Here is an 18,284-nt window from a genome sequence, read left to right on the forward strand (position 1 = left end):
GCCCGAACAGCGCCCGTCACATACCGGCACGTTCAAGGTCAGTATGGCATTTTCCGCGCGCCTCAGCGCGCTCAATGTCCCGCCGCTTTCGCGGCGGGTGTGGCAGGGTTGTCTGCTGCCGCATTGGGGCAGGTCGGCACCCCTGCCCGGTCTTAGGACCGCGCGCCACCTGTGGCGCATATGTGGTCCGGCCTGCGGCCGGAGCAGAAGAAAGGGCGGCTTGCGCCGCCCTGCCCTCCCGTCATTCGGTGACGGGATCGTCATCGGTGCGCTTCGGGAAGGCCACCATCTCAACGCCAGGGAACATGCTGTGCTTGACCTGGATCGAGGTGATGGTGCCGGTCTCATCGGTATTGACGAAGAGCACCCCGCATCGATCCCAGAATGTCTTGCCTTCTTTTTCACCGGTCTTGACGCTCAGTTTCAGAGTTTGAGTTGCCATTGTTTGATCCTCGCTATGGCGTGTTTCGATGAACAAGGGAAAAGCGGGCATCAAGGGGATGTCAGCAGGGAATTTGATCCGCGCGGAATGCGCCGCAGGCGCAGGGGACATTCCTTGTTGAAGCGCGGCGCCCGGCCCGGGCGCCGCGCGTCTTCCCCGACTGCCCGCTTATGTTCATCCCTTCAGAAACACCGCAGCCGAGGATCTTCTCCGGCAACGTACTTGAAACTGTCAGACCTGGTGAAAGGCAAGGCTTTCTGGGATCGCTGCGCGCGGAACATCTGAACAAAACGATGTCTTTGATGGCGGCAACATCACCTCGATCCGACACAGGCGCGGCGCTCAGTTCTAAGTTGGGGGTTGCCCTTCTGGGTCGGTATGACCGTCGTCGCAAAGGATGAAGAATGACGGACGGTGCAAACCGCCCTATCCAACTGGCGGAGGCCAAAGACCGGACGGTCCGGCCCTGGTCCGTGCTTGTGCGGATCAGGTAAACAGCCGGACTCAATTTGGATTGGCGGGTTCGGTAGGACGCCCCGGTAATCCGCAAGAACTCTCTCAAGCGCTGTCGCGGGGCGAGACCGGCGCACGGGCAGATACAGTGATGAGTACGCCAAGAAAAAGGCCCACCGAAGCGGGCCACGAGTTTAACCAAAGGAAAATCTGGAGGTATTCTTTACAGGCTAACGCTTGCGCGCGCGATCGACAACACCGTCAGCTGTGATCGTGGCAATGCGATCCTCTGTGCGGCGGGTCATTTCCACCCCGTCACCCGTCATATGCGCCTCGGCAAATTCCGTGAACTTGAAGATGCTGCCATCTGCTTCAACATGGGTTTCGTCCTCTGCCGAGCGCCGCTTCACCGATCCGTCATGGCGGATTTCGATGATCGTGTTGTCGGCCATTCGGACCGTCACGGTATGCTCATCTACAGCGACACCCTGCCACCAGGCATCTGCATCGCGGCGCACAACAATGCGGTTTGGGTGCAGCTTGATCTGCACGTCCTGTACCTCGTCCGGATCAGCGGCTTTGACGACCACGATGGCCTCCTGCGCGCTGGGATCACCATGGATCGACGCGCTCCCGTTTTTTGGCGGCCAGAGCTTCGGCTGTGTGCGCGGCTTGCCCTTCTGGTCTGTATGAAACCCGACGAACATCTGCGCGGATTTCCAGACGCGGCGGGCGGCTTTTTCAACCGTAGACGGAGCTGCATCGGTGGACATGGTGGATAGCCTTTAAAGTGGGTTAATTCACGTGCATTTTCGGGGTGAGCGTCACACCCACAGCGCTCAGCACTTTCAGCACCGTGCCAAACTCGGGATTGCCATTTTCGCTAAGTGCGCGGTAGAGGCTTTCCCGAGACAGACCAGATTTGTCGGCCACACTCGACATACCTTTGGCCTTGGCAACATCGCCAAGTGCCGACGCGATCAGCGCCGTGTCGCTGGTTTCAAAAGCCGCTTCAAGATAGGCTTGAATGGCTTCCGGGCTGTCCAGATAGTCAGCCGCTTCAAACTTCGTTGTTTTGACACCCATGTTTTTCACTCCAACTCTCTTGCCATCGCCTTGGCGGTTTTGATGTCGGCTTGCTGGGATGACTTGTCTCCCCCGCACAGCAAAACGATCAAAACGTCACCGCGCGACACATAGTAAACGCGATACCCCTTCCCTTCGGAGATACGCAGTTCACTCACACCTTCACCAACCGGTTTCACATCACCGGGATTGCCCAGGCTCAACCGCGTGATGCGAACCAAGATCCTGGCTCTCGCCCTTTGGTCCTTCAGGCCCTTGAGCCACTTGTCGAACAGGTCCGTCTTACGAATTTCTATCATACCTATATGTAGCCTACAGGCTACAACCTTTCAAGTCAAAACAACCTATACCATTGAACTAAAATCAAAAATCATTGCTGAAAAGCAGGGCGCGTTGCGCCCTGCCCTGCCAGTTTCAGAAGCAATCCGGCACCCATGCATCGATCCGGGCTTTCTGTGCCTCGGTCACGCCCAGTGCCTTTTGATGCTCTGGATCATTGAAGAGCTTGTGCAGCGCCTCGTTCTTGGCACCCTTTTTGGATTTCGCGAAGGCTTTGAACATGTCGGCGTCGATGTGCAGGTCCAGCAGGTCTTTGTAGAGATCATCCAGCTGCCAGCCTTTCAGACGCTTGAAGCAGTTTTCAGCCGAAGGGGTCCAGATCGCGCGCATGTCAGCCTCGATCTCAGCCTCGATCTCCGCCATGAACTCCGGGCGTTGGGTCAGAAACCGCCGGGCCAGAAAACCCGTGATCTCACCATTGCGGGTCTTCTTGCCCAGATCGCGAAACGCTTTGAACGCTTCCACGCTGCCTTGTGCGGCAATCTCGTGGAACTGGTCATAGGCTGCCTGTGCCGCTTCATCCCGTTCTCCGCCAAGACGCGGGTCGAGGATGAACTGGTCATCGATCTCGGGTGTGTTCCGCTCGGCACCACCATAGCCAAACCCAAACAGATTGCTGCTCAGACCGGAGGCCGGGGTGGCAAAGAAAGCAAACAGGCTCAACACATAATCAGGCTTGTCCAGCAGGGCCGTTTGAACCGCTGCCAGCCGGATCGCCACCATGTCGTCGATGAACTTCTGCGAATAAACTGGTTTTGGTTCTTCCTTGATCTCCGGTTCTTTGACCGGGGCCAGAACACCAGCCTCAATGGCAGCCTGAACATGTTCCGCCGCGACATAGGCCGGGGATGTTTTGATCTCGCCATTGTTGGTGACATAGACAAACACGCCGGACAGCTTGCGCTGCGCGTCAGAATAGAACGGCGCCGTATAGTCCTCAAGCGCGGCCAGCTCCTTTTCACCATCCGCGTCCAGAGCCTCACCCTCATAGAGTTCGGCAAGTTCGTCATACCGTTCGGCCTGTCCTTCGGTGAAGTCCCGGCTCACCATGTCCAAACGGTGCATGTCTTTCGTACCCGAGAACCCATAGGGAATGTAGCTTTCCTCATGGGTGTCCACCCAGTCCCAGCCTTCCGCGTCGCGCAGTTTTTCCGCTTCTACCGCCAGTTTCTCGGCAAACAGACGATCCAGTAACGCGCCTTCATTGAATAGGGTTTCATCGGCAAACAGATCAGCGGTGACGGTGCCGCCCGCCTCAACATAAGCCTTCTGCCCGACAAATACGGCCTTGCGGCTAGTGCTGCTAACAGCCTCCGACGTCAGTGCCTGTTTGACATCATGCTCACTGAACCACCGACATTCTTTGGCCCGTTCCAGAACCTCCAGAATTTTCTCTTCTTCGGTGCTGACGGTCATGGCCTTGGCCAGCCCCATGCTGATCTCACCGGCTTTGAGCGCATCCAGAACGGCGGCGGGCAGACTGGCAAGCGCGAGGCGGCGGCGCACATGGGATTCGGTCACGCCAAACGCATTGCTGATCTTGGCAATAGACAGAGATTTCTCGGCCATTTTGCCATAAGCACGGACCTCGTCCACAGGGTCCAGTTCTTCACGGGCGGTGTTCTCCGCATTGGCCCATTGCTCAGCCACGAAGGGATTGTCCGTGACCTTAACGGGAACCTGTGCCAGATCAGCGCGCTCAGTCACGGCGATGTTCAGAGCCCGTAGGCGGCGACCACCGGCAACGATTGCGACTTTGCCATCGGTATCGCGCAACCCGCTGAGGTTCTGGATCAAGCCACACATAACCAAACTGTCGGCCAGAAGTGCAATACCTTCCTCACCAACCTCCTGTCGTGGGTTGATGTCAGACAGGTAGAGATCGGACAGGGATACGGTTTCGATGGTTTCCGGTGCGGTGAATGTTTCGACTTTGCTCATGGGGCAAATCCTTGTTTGAGTGTTTGAGATCGTGTTAAGGGTGCCCTACCCCTTCCGGGGTAGAGCGGAGCCGTTTAGATGGCTGCGTGTTGGATCAGGAAGCGGCGCGCGATGTGGAAATTGTCGCCCTTCCTGATTAGCGCCCACGCTTCTGCGATACGTTGCTGCAAGATTTCATTGCTCATGGTGTTCACCTCCTTTCCGGTTTGGGATTGAGATCAGTATTCGCTGGGGCACATGATGGTCAGAACGCGGCGCGTCACTGACGTGTCAAACGGCCGGTCGGACCCATACGTGTAGTCCGTGTCGTAAAGATCGATCTTCCAGAACAGCTTCTGGTCACGGACTGTCACCGCCCCAAAGGTGTGATCGCCATAGGGGTCATTGCCCTCGTCAAACTGGTCATCCGACGCCACCGCTGCCAAAGCTGCAGTCTGGAACTCCATCCCTTCACCTGACACGCCGGGCGTGACAAATACCTGACCCTGAATTCCCTTAGAATGCATCTCGATTGCCGCAGTCGGATCGATCAGCGCTTTCCGAAATAGGTCATTCTGGGTCGCAATCTCTGCCGCCTGCAGGCTGGTGTCAGTGTCGATGTCTTTTGTCTTTTCAATGTCCAAAACCGTCTCTCCTTTTGTGGTGCGACCTCTGGGGTTGATCCCCTTTGGTGCTGGTTTTGAGCCGAGCCCTGAAAGGGCGTCGTCTCTAAAACCTGCCCCGTGGCGAACGCGGAGAGGGGCGAGACAGGACCAATCGACAAGAGTGGTGCGGCCCGCAGCGCAGGCGCGCGAGGACACGGTATTGTCTATTTGTCTTGTCCGAGGGGGGAGGCCGCGCCTTCCCCCTTACGGAAGGTAGCGTTTGGCTTGTCCAAATCCCGCCTGACCCACAAGGAAAGGACAAAGGATCTCTGATCCTGCGTGAGCGCAAAAGGGACCGTCACCCGAATGGGCAGATCACCACGGCATGGACCGACCATGACCCAAAGCCCCTGCCCCGGCTCGCAAGAGACGGGTCAGGGGCTACTGGGACAGGGAGATCATTCTGGGGTGTTCTGGGTGGAAGCCGATACGTCGGCTGAAACCTAGAGCCTGCTCACGAGCCGAAAGGCTCGGGATTTGCCACAGAAACAGACTGCAGCCCGAAGTCACTCACCGACCGGAACATACCCTCGACGGAGCTTTTGCTTTTCGAGATTGTGGAGCGCTTCACTAGCCAGGGCTTCGTCATCATACGTCACCATCATGGCTTGCCCGTTCGTGCCAATACGCCCCCAGGTACGAAGCACTGAAACCTCCCCAAACAACGTCGGCTGCAACTCGATGCCATAGAACCGCGCCATGTTGATCTCAGGGTCCACATGGATCAGGTGCACAGGTGTGGTGTCTGTCAGCTCCATGACGCGATTGTCGATCAATAAAGCTCGTCTGTCCAATGACTTTGCTGGAACAGTCAATTGGCAAGGATTCAGAACCGTGATGAAAACATTCGACAACTCAATCTGTCTGATGCTTGCCTCGTACCCATCCAGGTACAGGAGCTCATATTGGCACCATTCCACATTCCGCTGCTGGAACCGTTGTGACCACTGGCCAGAGTAGGTACGGTTTTCTCATATCTTGCAAAACGAAATAGAAGGATGAAGGCAACGTGGCTGAAATCTTGGAAGGCGGATGTTTTTGCGGTGAGGTTCGATACCAGGTCACTGGCAGCGCAGTAATGCAACTCATGTGTTTTTGCAGTGATTGCCTATCGATGACCGGAACGGACGGTTATGCCGGGTACATGATAAAGTCGGAAGACCTGCAGCTGCTGAAAGGCAAACCACGGACCTTTGAGAAGACCTCAAAGGAAGGTCGACCTGTCATCAAGCATTTTTGTGGCACCTGCGGATCAGGCCTGTGGGGCGTGACAGCCTTCGGATTGACGAGCATTGCGGCTGGGACATTGGATGAGCCAAACAACTTCAAGCCAACGAGCAAGGTTTTTGTGAAAGATGCCCCCAACTGGGCCAGGGTTCCCCACCATTTGGAAGAAATGTAGCGTTTGAAGCTTTGGTATCACCTACATTTCTGTCTTGGAGTTGTTCCTCTTGGTGACCCGAGTTGCTACGATTGTCGTTGAGGCAATAAGCAGGACATCGCGATGCGCAATGCAATCTTTTTACCCCTAATGGCTTTGTTCCTGGGGGTCGTCATGGACGTTAAACCGGCGGCGGCCGCGTCACTCGGAACATATGAGGTTTTTGGCGTCGAAGACGGTGACATGCTAAAAATGCGCAGTGGGCCTGGAACAGGGTTCAATGTGATCGTTGGTCTTCCAAATGGAACCGCACTACGAGTTCACGGCTGTGAGCAGACCGGTGGCACCCGTTGGTGCCGCGTCTCTTTGGAGCGCGCGCGCAAGCTTAAGGGATACGTCTCTTGGGCATATTTGCGGAAAATCTAATACGACAGCGATCAGCACCACCATCTTTTAGCAATCATAGAATACCGGCGGAAACGCCCTGACGAATCCACTAGTTGGGCTCACACCCGTCGTCGAAGCGGCTCGCAACATCCCCGAATTCGCTGGGTTCAGGACGGCCCTAAGGCTTTGACTGGGGAGCGCTTGATCGCCTGCACCGTAACGGATTGATCCTGGACCCGGTTGGAAAGGCAAAATCGGTGGTACTGACCGATGAAGGCCTGCGCCGCTCCGAAAAGCTTTTCACAGAGCTTTTTGGGCGGGAGCCAAAGACATAGCATTCGCCATGACAAGTCCCTCCATGTAACGCAGGTCTGCATACGCGTGTGGGCTGGCTGGCGGTTGCAATCTGCGCTAAATCGCCCCTGTCCGGCAAACAGGGAGAAGCTGAAGATGACAACGGGGAACGATCTTGGTGGGCTCATCGGGTTTATCACCCGTGACGAGATTTGGCATGAGCGGCTCGCTGATGTGTTGGACGAGCATTTTCTGCCAGCGCTCGAGGCCTTCGATCTTGAGTTCGAGGATCTGGGCGACTTGCTGGGCGAGGATTGGCCGATGGTCCTGTGGGGTGGTGGCCTGGAAGATTTGCTGGGCAGGACATTCGGAGCGGACGCCGAAAACGCTGCGGATGCTTATCTGAAAGGGAGCGGTTCCAAGGAGAGTGCGCAGACCCGCGCCTATATCAAAGGATTGCGGGACGCGTCGGTCAGCCTTTATGAGGTGAGCGAGGTAGACCCCGGCAGATCCATGGTCTTGCGCAACATGCTTTCGGACGCAGAGCCGGTTACCGTCCGGGAACACAGCGCGACGCAGATGCTGCAGCGATGGGATCGCATCGCAGCTCGGGTTGTCGCACAGGGGGATTATAACGTGATCTCGGGGGCGCTGCTCCCATTCGACCCCGACACCGTCGCGTTTTTTGAAGACGGGCTCCGCTCCGTGTTGAAATTGAACCCCGACGTTGAACTGAGGCTGACACAGGATCAGCTACACCGTTCCGCACCCCTCTTCACCAATGCCTGGCTCTTCGCACATCTGCCGAACCTACTGGATCCGGAACCACCACAAATCAGCAACAGCGATGGCGACAACCTGCTCTTTCACGACATGCGCTTCCCCCTCGCCAGCAAAGTGACGCAAAGCCAGGTATCTGAAAAGCTAACACAGTCCGCAGAACTCGTGATCTCAGGCCAGAAGGATTGGACCTGGCTTGACCTCGACACCCCGTCCGGCACCAAGCACGGCACCGGCCTCGTGTTGGACAAATCAATGTCAGGGGCCTCCGTGCTTGGGTCCCTAGATCTGAAAGGTCGGACACTCACACTTTCTGTGAGCTCTACAGCGCGCGCTGAACGCGGCGAAGCCCTGGTCCGGGACCTCCTGGGCGACCTGGTGAAATCTCCGCTGACATCAATCCAGACCGCCGAACAGATGATGGCGGATGACAGCACGAGTAACGGAGTGGCAGAAGAAGAGGACATCCCCCGTGCCCTTGCCCGTCAGATGGCCCACGAATATCTCGAACAGCATTACCGCGATACGCTTGACCAGCCGATTCCTGCCCTGGATGGCAAGACCCCGCGCCAGGCCGTTCGCAGCACGGCGGGCAGGAAGAAAGTCATAGACTGGCTGAAGACAATCGAAAACCGCAGCGCGCGCCAGACCGGCTCTCCGGTGGCTGAGTATGATTTCGGCTGGATGTGGGACGAGCTTGGTCTGTCAGACTACCGAAATTGGACCAGCGATGGTTCTTGCAAAAACCGTTCCAAAGCTTCGCCTCCTGAACCCATCGACTAACCCATGTTTTCCCGGCTGCGTCTTGCAGAGATGTGGCAAGGGTTATGCTGTCGCTGCGCGTCCAGATGGTTTGCCTCGTGACAGCTGGGGCACAACAAAATTTCAGTCTCCGTGGACACACCGGTTTCATAATCGAAACAGTACTCTTGTCCACATATTTCCAGCACCTCTCCACTCTTGGCCAGTTCCGAACTTGTCACCTCGCAGTGATCACAAATTCCGTCCAAGAGAGCTGATTGGAGTTCAGAAAGAACCACTGTTTTCTGAAAATTGCACACTCTGTCACTCATAACTGCTTCAGGCTTTCACAAAATGGTGAAGAGAGAAAGCTTGTGAAACAAGAATTCAAGGGAATGTGACATAGCCCAATGGGTTCGAGATTTAGTTTCGCCGATCATTGCCTGTAAGCTGCGCGGCGCGTCGAACTTTCACGTCAGCCGCCATCCCACAACAGACCCGCGCACATCAAAATACAACCTGGGCTAGTCCTCCCAGCGAAACGCGTCGTTGTCCGCCTTCACCCGACCAATAGACGGCAAAGCGAAGTGGTTTCCCAGCACAATACATCCCGTTTCCGAGGCGCTTTCCAACAGTTTCCGACGGGATGTCACGGCCATCTCAGCATCGGAATCAAACATAAAATGCCACTCGGGATGCCAGCACTGGGCGGTTGTATGGATTGCATCACCTGTAATCAGAGCGCGCCGGTCGCCACTGGTGATTTCGACCGAGACATGACCTGGTGTTTGGCCTGGCGTGGGGATCAGAGTGACGGAATACACCCTGTCGCAGTCCTAAGGTTCACAGGAGGCCCGAGACAAAGTAGGTTTCTTGTGCAGAGGTAACGGCAATAGGCGTGGATCAGAATGGCGCGACAGCTCCCACTCGAAGGTAACAAGCCCTTTCTGGTTTACGCCGGCACTGGCACCGACCTGATTTTCAATCATGGAATTGAGCTTCCCGGTTTCGCGTCGTTTCCATTGCTGGAAGAACCTGGCACCAGGGTGATACTGGCCGGTCAAATGCAGGCTCTTGTCGATCTGGCCCGTGAAATGAATGTCGGATGCATCCTTGATGCGCCCACATGGATGGCGAACGCCGACCGGGCAGCGCCCTTGGGGTACGATGCAGAGCGGCTCGCCGAAGTAAACAAAGATGCGGTCAGTCTAATGGAAGACGTGCGCCAAGCTGCCGCTCGCGATGATGTACTGGTGTCGGCCTGCATCGGCCCGCGCCATGATCCTTACGCCGACATCCCGCCGGTACCCGTCGAAGATGCACGTCAATACCACGCCGCTCAAATGCACAGCCTGAAAGACACAAGCCTCGATCTGGTCACCGCTTATACATTCAACCGCCCAAGCGAGGCAGCGGGATGCATCCTCGCCGCCCGGGACGCTGAACTGCCGATCATCATGTCTCTGGTTGTTGAGACAGACGGGTGCCTGGCAGACGGGACCAAACTTGTGGACGGAATTGACCAGATCGACGCAGCAACCGACTCGGCGGCGCTGTTTTTTATGGTCAACTGCGCTCACCCTACCCATTTCGCCGGAGCGCTTGGCAACCACCCCCGGCTGAGAGGCCTTGTGGCGAACGCTTCGAGTTGCTCGCATGCGGAACTTGACGAAGCAGATGAGCTGGACGAAGGCGATCCAGCTGAACTTGGTAAACAGATTGCCGCGATTGCGAGGCAGAATCCGTCGATCCAAGTATTTGGAGGATGCTGCGGTACCGACATGCGCCATCTGAAATCGATGATCAGCGAACTAGCATAGCCAACTTGGTTCAATCTGAGCGATAACGCTGAGATCTAAGGTGATCCCGTAATTTCTTTCCACAACTTGTTAGGAGATCGGCCCTTTGCTGCCGTTGACCGAGGGCGCGCATCGCTGCGGTGCGGCCCACCAGACCGGACTTTAGCTGCGACTGCGAAATCCAGCGATCGACAAACTCACGCATCGCGGACCAAGTGTGAATTCGCCGCGCTTGTCGCGATGGCAGCTCGGTGCGCTTCGCTGACGTCAGAACAAGCGTGAAAATGTATCGATTCTCGCCTGGATTGAAATACCTTCAAAGACAACACCAAAGAAGTGAATCTTTGTTCAGACTAACATGTTGGGTCTGCTTCTAGGGGGGGATGCCCAATGACCGAGACCGGCAAAACAGTCCACACGCCAGTGGCGCTTCAATGCCAAGTTCGGTGTGAATTTAGGCGTTCGCACCATCAATGGTCATCGGGTTAGCGCTCCGATTTGACACCAATATATTCCGGCAGATAACGCGGCGGCATTGGCCCCTTGTTCCGCCCGCCCTGTTGAATCTGTTCCCAGCCATGAGACAAGACGCCAACCGAGCGGGAAAGACAGAACAATCCCCGGGAAAGCGGTGCCGGGAACCCCAATTCGCAAAAGATAACAGCCGTGGCCCCATCGATATTCATCGCGATATCGGCACCGCGCTTACGTCCGATTTCCGTCTGTATAGCTTCACCGATATCGGCAAATCGCCCTTCTACAGTGCCTGACATCGCGGCCTCGCGTACCAACGCCATCAATCGCGGTGCGCGGGGATCGACGGGCTTGTGGAAACGGTGGCCAAAACCCGAGACGATCTTGCCATTTTCCTCACACCAGGCGGCGATACCGTCGCGGACGGCAACTTCCTGTTCAGCGCCGTCATCCATCCGTTTGGCGACGTCGAAATAAAGCTCGGCGCATTGTTCACCGGCGCCGCCATGCACGTCACCCAACATGTTGACCCCGGTGGCCATGACGTTGTTGAGCCCCAGCCCACAGGTCGCGGCCATACGCGCTGCGGCTATCGATGGCGCCTGCGGACCATGATCCACGCCCGCCACCAGCGCGCATTCAAAAAGCGCCGCCTGTTCTGGCGTGGGCAAATTGCCGCGCACCATGAGCCAGATCATCTGAGCAAAGCTGACGTTTCCGATCAGGTCCTGGATCGGGTGGCCGCGAAAGGCGATCCGCCCCGGAGCCATGTCGATAATTTCGGTGCGCCACCAGTGGCAAATGGCATCGGCGTCATTGCGTCCTGCGGGGTCCGTCATATCGCGCCATCCTTTGCCAGTTTTTCAATGTCTTCCGGTGAAAGACCTAACTCGCTCCAGATTTGAGAGTTGTGCTGCCCCAATGTGGGCGGTGGTGCATCGACGGTGGGCGCGCTGCCGTCCAATTTGATCCCGGTCGTGGCAACCTGAATGTCGCGTCCGACGCCGGGGACGTTTTCAAACTGGTCGAGGAAACCGCGGTCTGCAACCTGCGGCATTTCCAATACTTCCGGCACTGTCAAAACCGCTCCTGATGGCACACCAATGCTATTGAGTTCCTTGGCCCAGTCGCGCGGTGACCGGGTCTTCAACACGGTCTCCAGCTCAGTTTTCAGAGCCAGCCTATTGCGTTTGCGATCCTCGCGCGTGGCATATTCAGGCCGCTCGCGCAGCGCGGCCAATCCCAGGTGGTCCGTCAGTAGCTCCCATTGCTGGTCTTTGTTTGCGGCAATGTTGATCAACCCGCCCTTCGCTTCAAACGCACCGGAAGGCGCCGAAGTGGGGTTTTCATTGCCATTGGCAGTCGGATTGACGCCGGCGATCAGATAGTTCGACACCACCCAGCCCATTGTCGCCAGCACCGATTCCAGCATCGACACATCAATAAAGGTGCCGCGCGGATTGGCGTTCAGAGCAGATGAAATCGCAAAGGCTGCGGTGATGCCCCCCACAGTGTCTGCCACCGGATATCCAACGCGCAGCGGCGCGCTGTCGCTATCCCCGGTGATCGACATCACACCCGAGGTTCCCTGTATGATCTGGTCATAAGCCGGGCGGCGTATCCACGGGCCCTCTTGGCCAAAGCCGGAGATAGCACAATAGATGAGGGTCGGATTGGCCTCTTTCAGGGTCTGGTAGCCCACGCCGAGGCGCGTCATGACGCCGGGCCGGAAGTTTTCAACCACGACATCTGCAGTTTCGACCAGTTTCAGAAAAATCTCTCGACCCCGTGGGTTCTTGAGGTTGACCGTGACCGATTTCTTGCCCGCGTTCTGGGCGAGAAAGGACACGCCCATGTTGACTTTGTTCAGCTCTGGGTCGGCCCCCAGTTGGCGGGCGAGATCGCCCCGACCGACGGCTTCGACCTTGATAACCTCGCCGCCCAGATGCGCCAGATGATGACAACAGAACGGACCGGCAAGGACATTGGTCAGATCAAGAACACGAATGCCCTTCAAAGGTGTCTGCGACATTATCCGCGCCCCGCGTGTACAACCTTGGCCGCCGTGAAAAACTCGCGGCAATAGCTGCCTTTTTCCGGTGCACCATAAGAGGATCCCTTTCGGCCCGTAAAGGGTGCGTGGAAATCCATGCCGGCGGTGGGCAGATTGACTTGTATCATGCCTGCTTCGGCGTTCTGCGAGAAGTGATCGATTTTGGCGGGATCCCGCGTGACAATTCCTGCGGACAATCCAAATTCGCAGTCGTTGGACGTGGCCAGGGCGGCGTCGTAATCCGGCACGCGTAACACGGCGGCGATGGGCCCAAAGATTTCGTCTCGTGCCACGGCTGCGTCGGGTGACACATCCGTAAACAACGCAGGCGCAAAGTAATGGCCGGTTGTTTTGGATTTGACCTCGCCACCACCTGCGGCAAGCGTTGCACCGTCATCCACAGCCTGAGACACGTATCGTTTGTCGATGGCGAGCTGCGCTTCACTGGCGACCGGACCAATCTGGGTTTCCGGAGCGCGCGCATCACCGATCCGAAGGTCTTTCATTGCCGCGCAAAGACGGTCAACAAATGCGTCGTGAATGCCCTCGGTCACAATCAGGCGGGAAGACGCTGTGCAGCGTTGTCCGGTTGAGAAAAAGCTGCCCTGAACGGCGCAGTGCACCGCCAGATCCAGATCGGCGTCATCCAGCACGATCAAGGGGTTCTTCCCCCCCATCTCCAGCTGCATTTTCGCTCCTCGCGCAAACAGCGCCGCCCCCATATGGCGACCGACGGGTGTGGAACCGGTGAATGTGACCCCGGACACCTTGGGGTGCGTAACGATTGCCTCCCCAACCTCACGGCCTTTTCCCATCACAAGGTTGAACACCCCCTCAGGCACGCCCGCACGGGCAATAATATCGGACAACATCCATGCCGATCCGGGCACCAGTTCGGCAGGTTTGAACACAACCGTATTGCCATAGGCCAGAGCGGGTGCGATTTTCCATGCGGGGATCGCCAGTGGGAAATTCCAGGGCGTGATTACGCCCACAACGCCGATTGGCTCGCGTACAACATTTAGCGACACACCTTCGCGCAGAGATTGGTAGGTGTCGCCGGTCGCACGATACGCCTCAGCCGCGAAATATTTGAACAAATGCCCGGCGCGATGCGCTTCGGCCTTGGCTTCGGGCAAGGTTTTGCCCTCTTCGCGGGCCAGCATATCGCCCAGCTCGTCTACACGGGCGAGGATTTCCGACCCGATCCGGTCGAGCGCTTCGAACCGGACCAGAGGCGATGTCTTGCGCCAATTCGGCAGGGCCGCGGCCGCGGCCTCGATTGCGTCAACCGTTTGATCGGCGCTTGCCCGGGCATACTCGCCGATCGTGTCGTTCAGGTCGGACGGGTTGACATTGGGGGCCGCGTCGCTGCTAGCAACCCATGATCCGGCGATAAAGTTGGCAAAGGGGTTTGCAGTCATAGCGCTTCCTCAAGAACTGGTCGCCACCCGATATCTTCATGCCGGTGGTCCACAGTATTCACGTAAAAATAGGTCGGGCCATGATAGCCCCTGCACACCCGCCCATCGGCCCGTCTGGCAACCGGTTCGGCGGTCCAGCTGACCGCGCCGAACCAGTTCCACAAACGGTTATGAGGCGAGGTCAGATGATCCGGGCAAAGCGGTGCTGTACTATTGGCCGGGTCCGGTTGCGGAGCGTTCAACGCCCCGCTGCCCCCCACCAGCGCATCCCATTCATTGGGGCGCGTCGCCCCCTGAAAAGGGTCACTACAGGGCGTATCCCCCCCCGTAAGCAACCGGCAGCGAAACAGGCGTCCATCAATCGACAGCTCTGTGCCATGGACATACCCCGCATCATCCAGATCCTGCCAGCTGACGCGGCTCATAAGCATCCGGTCGGCGACCATCAATCTTCTTCCACCGTCCTCAAATAGATGCCAGTTCAGGCGCAGGTTCGGGTCTTTGGGACTGTCGGTGAGCGCCCAGTTGTCCCAATTCGGGTCGCGTTCAAATTCCGGTAGGTTCCCGGGTTGCAGGCCCTCGTAAGGGCAAAGCGCTGACAGGTCTGTGATCCAGGGCCGTGTCGCGGGCGCAAGTGTTTTTCCTGCATGGGAAAACCCACCCAGCTGCTCTGTTCCTTTGTAGTCCATCATTGCTCTGTCACCGCCCCGGTCACAGGTTGTGTGCGGAAGCGACGCAGGATCCGGAACAACATTTCTGCAGCCAGAAATTCGGTACGCTCCGACGGATCAAGAGGAGGGGACACCTCAACAATATCCAGTCCACCCAACGGGGCCTCGGCCAGCCCATCCAGCAGATCGTAATACTGACGCGGTGTAATACCGCTATGAACGATTGAGCCGGTGCCGGGGAGGTAGCCAGCGTCCATCGCATCGATGTCGATTGACAGATACAGTTCGTCACATCCCTTCATGGCATGCTCCAACGCCTGACGAATTGCCTCTGCCGTCCCCAATTTATGTACGTCGCCAGCCGAAAACACCCGACCGCCCTGCTCTTCGATCAAGGCGAGTTCACCGCTGTCGACCCAACCGGTGATCCCGACCCAAACCATATTGGACACGTCGACATTGGGCAGTTCGGAAATCCGACGGGCATTGGTTGCGTGGTTATGGCTGCCCCACGCGCCAAGCCGGTCAGAGAAATCCAGATGACCGTCGATCTGGATATACCCAAAACGTGCATTTGGTGCGCGTTTGGCCAACCCACGGGAATAGCCAAGGCAGGCCGGGAAGCTATTATAGTGATCACCGCCCAGTGCCAGAGGGATCGCCCCTCCAACGCTCAGCGCCTCGGTCATTGCGGCAATGGCCTCGGTGGTTGCGTCTACATCCTCAGGGGTGATCACTGCATCCCCGCAATCCACGAGCCAGTCGCTGGCCGTTGCGCTTCTTTGGCCCGTATCTGGATCAAAACTGACCCCCTGCGGTCGCATGGATTGCAATACCGTCGTTGCCTTACGCAGCGCCTCGGGACCAAACCTGGTTCCGAGCCGGCTTGAATGTGTCCAATCGCTGGGCATACCCACCACACCGATTTGGCCCGGACGGACGTCGGCGGCATCGAGCAGAGGCCCATCAAACAGCCGATACCCCGGTTGTGCCAGAGGCGGGAGAAATGTCGTTATCGCTGCAGTCATGTCAGTACTTTTTCCTTGGAAGTTTGGCGGCGCGGAAAATCAATCCCAAAGCCGAGGCGCGCATAGATAAACGCCAGAAGAGCCGTGACCATCAGGCGTTGGCCAACCTTCACGACACCCATTCCGGGACGGTTCGGATTCAGACCGGTCAACATAATGGCGCTGACCTCGTGCCGTCCCAAAAGCTCAAGCCATTGCACCACCGTCGCAAGATCGCAGCCCCCCAAACGGGGCCGATCACAAAGCGCACTGAGCGATGTTTCAAACACCGAGAGATCAAACCGAACAAACAACGGCTTTGATGGATCCCGCCACTCTGAAAACGCGGCACGCTGCGCGGCAGTATCTCTATTTACCGGCGTGGTCGTTCCGTTCGGCAAGGGCGCAATATGAAAATCGCGCGCATCGGCTGGTGTACCGCCAAGCTGCACTGTCTGACAATGAGGGAGCGCGCTCCGCGCCGTCTCGGACATGCGATCTGATCCGCCCAAAAAGATTGCACAGGCGCCATTGTCGCTGATCTGACGCATGGCCGCCTTCAAGGCCGCGTGGATCGCATCTTCGGACCCCGGTGCAATATCTCCGAGATCACAAAGCCGCTCGTGCAGGCCATCGGTACTGATATCCTGACGCGCATCGATATCTACGGGGTGACTGAATTGTGGATTTGCGTGCCAACCGAAATAGACCGAGGTTTCGCGTAATGCACGCGGCGCCAGAGATTGCCCTGCATGAGGTGCGTTTGTATCTTCAAACGGGATGCCCAGTACGGCCAGATCTCCAGACCGGACGTCGCCGATTGCTTTGGTCTGAGAGCGCATGAACGACAGATGCCCTGCCATGCGCGGCAACGGGGCCGAACGTAGAGGCATCAGCCTGCTCCTTTCTCAAGACGAGCTGTGACCGCTTGCAGGATCGCCAGTGCAGCGCGGGTTTCAGCCTTGCCACGGTTGTCCAGTTCCGGGGCAAGCCCAAAAACCGCAGCCGCGATGGTATCGCCCGGGGTGGCGTCAATTTGCGCGATCATTTGTGCTGGTGACATTCCCGTCAGGCGATGCGGGTGCGATACCCATTTGCCCGCAAGCTCTTGTAAATCCACAGACAGGATGACCGGTTGGGTGCGGGGCAAATGGCTCACTGCGCCGCCATTGACCCCAATGATGGGAACATCCGCACCTGTGACCTGTCTTGCGGCGACGTCAAGCGCTTCCAAACCGCTGGAATCGCCGCCTACCAACACCATGCGGGCACCGGTTTCAAGAACCGATTCACATTGCGAGGCAACTGCGAGAAAATGCTTGTCAGGTTCTAGCGGAAAGACGTTCACGTCCCCAAGGTCAATTGCATTCGCGGGTGTTACTGTGGGGCAGGACGCATACCGAAGCTGGCGCGCGAGATAGCGTTGCCCTGCCGATGGCCGGGCGAGATTGTCACAAAAATAGCCTGCAATCGCGACCTGACCGGGCACGAGATCTTCCAGATCGCCAATGGATGCGCCCAGAAAACTGGGGATCGCGTCAAACTGTATTTGCGCCGCTTCACTCATTGTGCAACGCCGCGTTCAGGGTTTCGATCGCCGCCAGTTCCGACATTCCCCTGGTGTCGCGCGCAGGCGCAAGGCCGGTGATCACAATCGCCTGCCATTTACAGGACATGGCACCAATGACGGAAACCAGCGTTTCAGGTTTCATCCCGCCGGGATTTAGGCCGACGCTGCCAGCTGCATGCCCCAGATCAATGACCGATATGTCGATCCACAAGACAGCGCGCTCGGGCGTGTCAGAATAGTCGCCGTGCCCTTCATCCAACTGCCGCGCGGTGCGCCAATCCATCTTGCGCTGGCTGATCAGATCCCAGACACCAGCAGGTTGATCGCCGTTCAATCCCACCCAGATCGTGTTGGCTGTTCGCGTCGCGATATCACGCCGGGCCAACGGCATGGCCGCGACAACTGGCAGATCAGGCAAGGCCCCCAGCACACCCGAGGCGACATCAGACGCGCCACCCAAGACAACGGGTACAACACCGTGATCCACCATTTGCGTCACAAGTTGTTCCAACGCGGCAGGCCAATCCCCTGACAGGTCCAGATTGCCAAGATCCCGACCATCTACAGGCAGTCCGATCCCAAGTTGGGCAGTCATTTTGCGCAGCGCATCGGGTGCCAGAGAGGTGCCGGATCGGGGCCCGGTGTTAACTTCGCTCGGAACGCCCATAACCCCAACACAATCAGCCTTACATTGCGAATGAATGCCAAAAGGAAGGTCCGCATAACCAGCTGTTATCATTTGTTTCCGCGCGCTATTCATTGCCAGACGCCTTCGTTATTTGCGATTTCCAATTGCGC

General features: G+C 57.4%; 21 protein-coding genes. 5 read left to right on the forward strand and 16 right to left on the reverse strand.

Translation table 11 applies throughout. From position 1 onward, the window contains the following. Window positions 1-241: 241 nt before the first annotated feature. The 7 genes from ACR1XU_RS20230 to ACR1XU_RS20260 form a co-directional block, all read right to left on the reverse strand. Window positions 242-442 (reverse strand): hypothetical protein, encoded by a 201-nt coding sequence (locus tag ACR1XU_RS20230; RefSeq protein WP_170417785.1) that lies wholly within the window; start codon window positions 440-442, stop codon window positions 242-244. A 683-nt stretch (window positions 443-1,125) separates the two neighbouring features. After that, window positions 1,126-1,668 carry a hypothetical protein gene (locus tag ACR1XU_RS20235; RefSeq protein ID WP_170417788.1) on the reverse strand — a complete coding sequence of 181 codons (543 nt, stop codon included), beginning with the start codon at window positions 1,666-1,668 and terminating at the stop codon, window positions 1,126-1,128. A gap of 22 nt (window positions 1,669-1,690) precedes the next feature. Next, complete coding sequence (locus tag ACR1XU_RS20240) at window positions 1,691-1,981, reverse strand: addiction module antidote protein (RefSeq protein WP_152460667.1); 291 nt, start codon at window positions 1,979-1,981, stop codon at window positions 1,691-1,693. Window positions 1,982-1,986: 5 nt separating this feature from the next. Beyond that, window positions 1,987-2,280 (reverse strand): type II toxin-antitoxin system RelE/ParE family toxin, encoded by a 294-nt coding sequence (locus ACR1XU_RS20245; RefSeq protein WP_170417791.1) that lies wholly within the window; start codon window positions 2,278-2,280, stop codon window positions 1,987-1,989. Between the two features lie 115 nt (window positions 2,281-2,395). Next, a complete protein-coding gene (locus ACR1XU_RS20250) occupies window positions 2,396-4,261 on the reverse strand; it encodes a ParB/RepB/Spo0J family partition protein (protein ID WP_170417794.1) in 1,866 nt (621 codons plus the stop codon). Between the two features lie 218 nt (window positions 4,262-4,479). After that, a complete protein-coding gene (locus ACR1XU_RS20255; RefSeq protein ID WP_152460664.1) occupies window positions 4,480-4,884 on the reverse strand; it encodes a DUF3768 domain-containing protein in 405 nt (134 codons plus the stop codon). Between the two features lie 527 nt (window positions 4,885-5,411). Further along, window positions 5,412-5,681, reverse strand: coding sequence for a WGR domain-containing protein (locus ACR1XU_RS20260; RefSeq protein ID WP_245220702.1), 270 nt, complete (start codon window positions 5,679-5,681; stop codon window positions 5,412-5,414). A 233-nt stretch (window positions 5,682-5,914) separates the two neighbouring features. On the opposite strand from ACR1XU_RS20260, the gene ACR1XU_RS20265 reads away from it, so the two are divergent. The 4 genes from ACR1XU_RS20265 to ACR1XU_RS20280 all read left to right on the forward strand — a co-directional run bounded on the left by ACR1XU_RS20265 (window position 5,915) and on the right by ACR1XU_RS20280 (window position 8,530). Then, window positions 5,915-6,307, forward strand: a complete 393-nt coding sequence (locus ACR1XU_RS20265; protein WP_152460663.1) for a GFA family protein — start codon at window positions 5,915-5,917, stop codon at window positions 6,305-6,307. Window positions 6,308-6,409: 102 nt separating this feature from the next. Beyond that, window positions 6,410-6,712 carry an SH3 domain-containing protein gene (locus ACR1XU_RS20270; protein ID WP_152460662.1) on the forward strand — a complete coding sequence of 101 codons (303 nt, stop codon included), beginning with the start codon at window positions 6,410-6,412 and terminating at the stop codon, window positions 6,710-6,712. 185 nt (window positions 6,713-6,897) lie between these two features. Further along, window positions 6,898-7,008 (forward strand): DUF6429 family protein, encoded by a 111-nt coding sequence (locus ACR1XU_RS20275; protein ID WP_371732129.1) that lies wholly within the window; start codon window positions 6,898-6,900, stop codon window positions 7,006-7,008. Between the two features lie 115 nt (window positions 7,009-7,123). Next, window positions 7,124-8,530: a DUF7986 domain-containing protein gene (locus ACR1XU_RS20280; RefSeq protein WP_174819503.1), complete on the forward strand. Its 1,407-nt coding sequence runs from the start codon at window positions 7,124-7,126 to the stop codon at window positions 8,528-8,530. Between the two features lie 482 nt (window positions 8,531-9,012). Here ACR1XU_RS20280 and ACR1XU_RS20285 read toward each other — a convergent pair whose 3' ends face one another. After that, a complete protein-coding gene (locus ACR1XU_RS20285) occupies window positions 9,013-9,312 on the reverse strand; it encodes an MBL fold metallo-hydrolase (protein WP_170417797.1) in 300 nt (99 codons plus the stop codon). An 84-nt stretch (window positions 9,313-9,396) separates the two neighbouring features. Here ACR1XU_RS20285 and ACR1XU_RS20290 point away from each other — a divergent pair, with 84 nt between their 5' ends. After that, on the forward strand, window positions 9,397-10,308 hold the full coding sequence (locus tag ACR1XU_RS20290; protein WP_170417800.1) for a homocysteine S-methyltransferase family protein: 912 nt from the start codon (window positions 9,397-9,399) through the stop codon (window positions 10,306-10,308). A 464-nt stretch (window positions 10,309-10,772) separates the two neighbouring features. Here ACR1XU_RS20290 and ACR1XU_RS20295 read toward each other — a convergent pair whose 3' ends face one another. Genes ACR1XU_RS20295 through ACR1XU_RS20330 form a run of 8 tightly spaced genes read right to left on the reverse strand, consistent with a single transcriptional unit; the run spans window position 10,773 to window position 18,246 of the window. Beyond that, window positions 10,773-11,600, reverse strand: coding sequence for a citryl-CoA lyase (locus tag ACR1XU_RS20295; RefSeq protein WP_170417803.1), 828 nt, complete (start codon window positions 11,598-11,600; stop codon window positions 10,773-10,775). After that, window positions 11,597-12,793: a CaiB/BaiF CoA transferase family protein gene (locus tag ACR1XU_RS20300; protein WP_170417806.1), complete on the reverse strand. Its 1,197-nt coding sequence runs from the start codon at window positions 12,791-12,793 to the stop codon at window positions 11,597-11,599. The genes ACR1XU_RS20295 and ACR1XU_RS20300 overlap by 4 nt, the downstream gene beginning before the upstream one ends. Beyond that, window positions 12,793-14,238, reverse strand: coding sequence for an aldehyde dehydrogenase family protein (locus ACR1XU_RS20305; RefSeq protein ID WP_170417809.1), 1,446 nt, complete (start codon window positions 14,236-14,238; stop codon window positions 12,793-12,795). Before ACR1XU_RS20305 ends, ACR1XU_RS20300 begins: the two co-directional genes overlap by 1 nt. Next, a complete protein-coding gene (locus ACR1XU_RS20310; protein WP_170417812.1) occupies window positions 14,235-14,930 on the reverse strand; it encodes a hypothetical protein in 696 nt (231 codons plus the stop codon). The genes ACR1XU_RS20305 and ACR1XU_RS20310 overlap by 4 nt, the downstream gene beginning before the upstream one ends. Further along, window positions 14,927-15,937 (reverse strand): agmatinase family protein, encoded by a 1,011-nt coding sequence (locus tag ACR1XU_RS20315; RefSeq protein WP_170417815.1) that lies wholly within the window; start codon window positions 15,935-15,937, stop codon window positions 14,927-14,929. The genes ACR1XU_RS20310 and ACR1XU_RS20315 overlap by 4 nt, the downstream gene beginning before the upstream one ends. Next, window positions 15,934-16,809: an arginase family protein gene (locus tag ACR1XU_RS20320; protein ID WP_170417818.1), complete on the reverse strand. Its 876-nt coding sequence runs from the start codon at window positions 16,807-16,809 to the stop codon at window positions 15,934-15,936. The genes ACR1XU_RS20315 and ACR1XU_RS20320 overlap by 4 nt, the downstream gene beginning before the upstream one ends. Beyond that, on the reverse strand, window positions 16,809-17,483 hold the full coding sequence (locus tag ACR1XU_RS20325; RefSeq protein WP_170417821.1) for a hypothetical protein: 675 nt from the start codon (window positions 17,481-17,483) through the stop codon (window positions 16,809-16,811). The genes ACR1XU_RS20320 and ACR1XU_RS20325 overlap by 1 nt, the downstream gene beginning before the upstream one ends. Then, on the reverse strand, window positions 17,476-18,246 hold the full coding sequence (locus ACR1XU_RS20330; RefSeq protein ID WP_170608326.1) for an arginase family protein: 771 nt from the start codon (window positions 18,244-18,246) through the stop codon (window positions 17,476-17,478). The genes ACR1XU_RS20325 and ACR1XU_RS20330 overlap by 8 nt, the downstream gene beginning before the upstream one ends. Window positions 18,247-18,284 lie beyond the last annotated feature (38 nt).

It is taken from the genome of Ruegeria sp. D1(2025) (assembly GCF_056536425.1).

What these genes read in the sequence shown, in the direction of transcription:
- ACR1XU_RS20325 (WP_170417821.1), bottom strand. Translation starts at nt 17,483, where the DNA reads ATGAGTGAAGCGGCGCAAATACAGTTTGACGCGATCCCCAGTTTTCTG.
- ACR1XU_RS20315 (WP_170417815.1), bottom strand. Translation starts at nt 15,937, where the DNA reads ATGACTGCAGCGATAACGACATTTCTCCCGCCTCTGGCACAACCGGGG.
- ACR1XU_RS20270 (WP_152460662.1), top strand. Translation starts at nt 6,410, where the DNA reads ATGCGCAATGCAATCTTTTTACCCCTAATGGCTTTGTTCCTGGGGGTC.
- ACR1XU_RS20250 (WP_170417794.1), bottom strand. Translation starts at nt 4,261, where the DNA reads ATGAGCAAAGTCGAAACATTCACCGCACCGGAAACCATCGAAACCGTA.
- ACR1XU_RS20300 (WP_170417806.1), bottom strand. Translation starts at nt 12,793, where the DNA reads ATGTCGCAGACACCTTTGAAGGGCATTCGTGTTCTTGATCTGACCAAT.
- ACR1XU_RS20320 (WP_170417818.1), bottom strand. Translation starts at nt 16,809, where the DNA reads ATGCCTCTACGTTCGGCCCCGTTGCCGCGCATGGCAGGGCATCTGTCG.
- ACR1XU_RS20305 (WP_170417809.1), bottom strand. Translation starts at nt 14,238, where the DNA reads ATGACTGCAAACCCCTTTGCCAACTTTATCGCCGGATCATGGGTTGCT.
- ACR1XU_RS20330 (WP_170608326.1), bottom strand. Translation starts at nt 18,246, where the DNA reads ATGAATAGCGCGCGGAAACAAATGATAACAGCTGGTTATGCGGACCTT.
- ACR1XU_RS20245 (WP_170417791.1), bottom strand. Translation starts at nt 2,280, where the DNA reads ATGATAGAAATTCGTAAGACGGACCTGTTCGACAAGTGGCTCAAGGGC.
- ACR1XU_RS20230 (WP_170417785.1), bottom strand. Translation starts at nt 442, where the DNA reads ATGGCAACTCAAACTCTGAAACTGAGCGTCAAGACCGGTGAAAAAGAA.
- ACR1XU_RS20240 (WP_152460667.1), bottom strand. Translation starts at nt 1,981, where the DNA reads ATGGGTGTCAAAACAACGAAGTTTGAAGCGGCTGACTATCTGGACAGC.
- ACR1XU_RS20280 (WP_174819503.1), top strand. Translation starts at nt 7,124, where the DNA reads ATGACAACGGGGAACGATCTTGGTGGGCTCATCGGGTTTATCACCCGT.
- ACR1XU_RS20290 (WP_170417800.1), top strand. Translation starts at nt 9,397, where the DNA reads ATGGCGCGACAGCTCCCACTCGAAGGTAACAAGCCCTTTCTGGTTTAC.
- ACR1XU_RS20310 (WP_170417812.1), bottom strand. Translation starts at nt 14,930, where the DNA reads ATGATGGACTACAAAGGAACAGAGCAGCTGGGTGGGTTTTCCCATGCA.
- ACR1XU_RS20295 (WP_170417803.1), bottom strand. Translation starts at nt 11,600, where the DNA reads ATGACGGACCCCGCAGGACGCAATGACGCCGATGCCATTTGCCACTGG.
- ACR1XU_RS20235 (WP_170417788.1), bottom strand. Translation starts at nt 1,668, where the DNA reads ATGTCCACCGATGCAGCTCCGTCTACGGTTGAAAAAGCCGCCCGCCGC.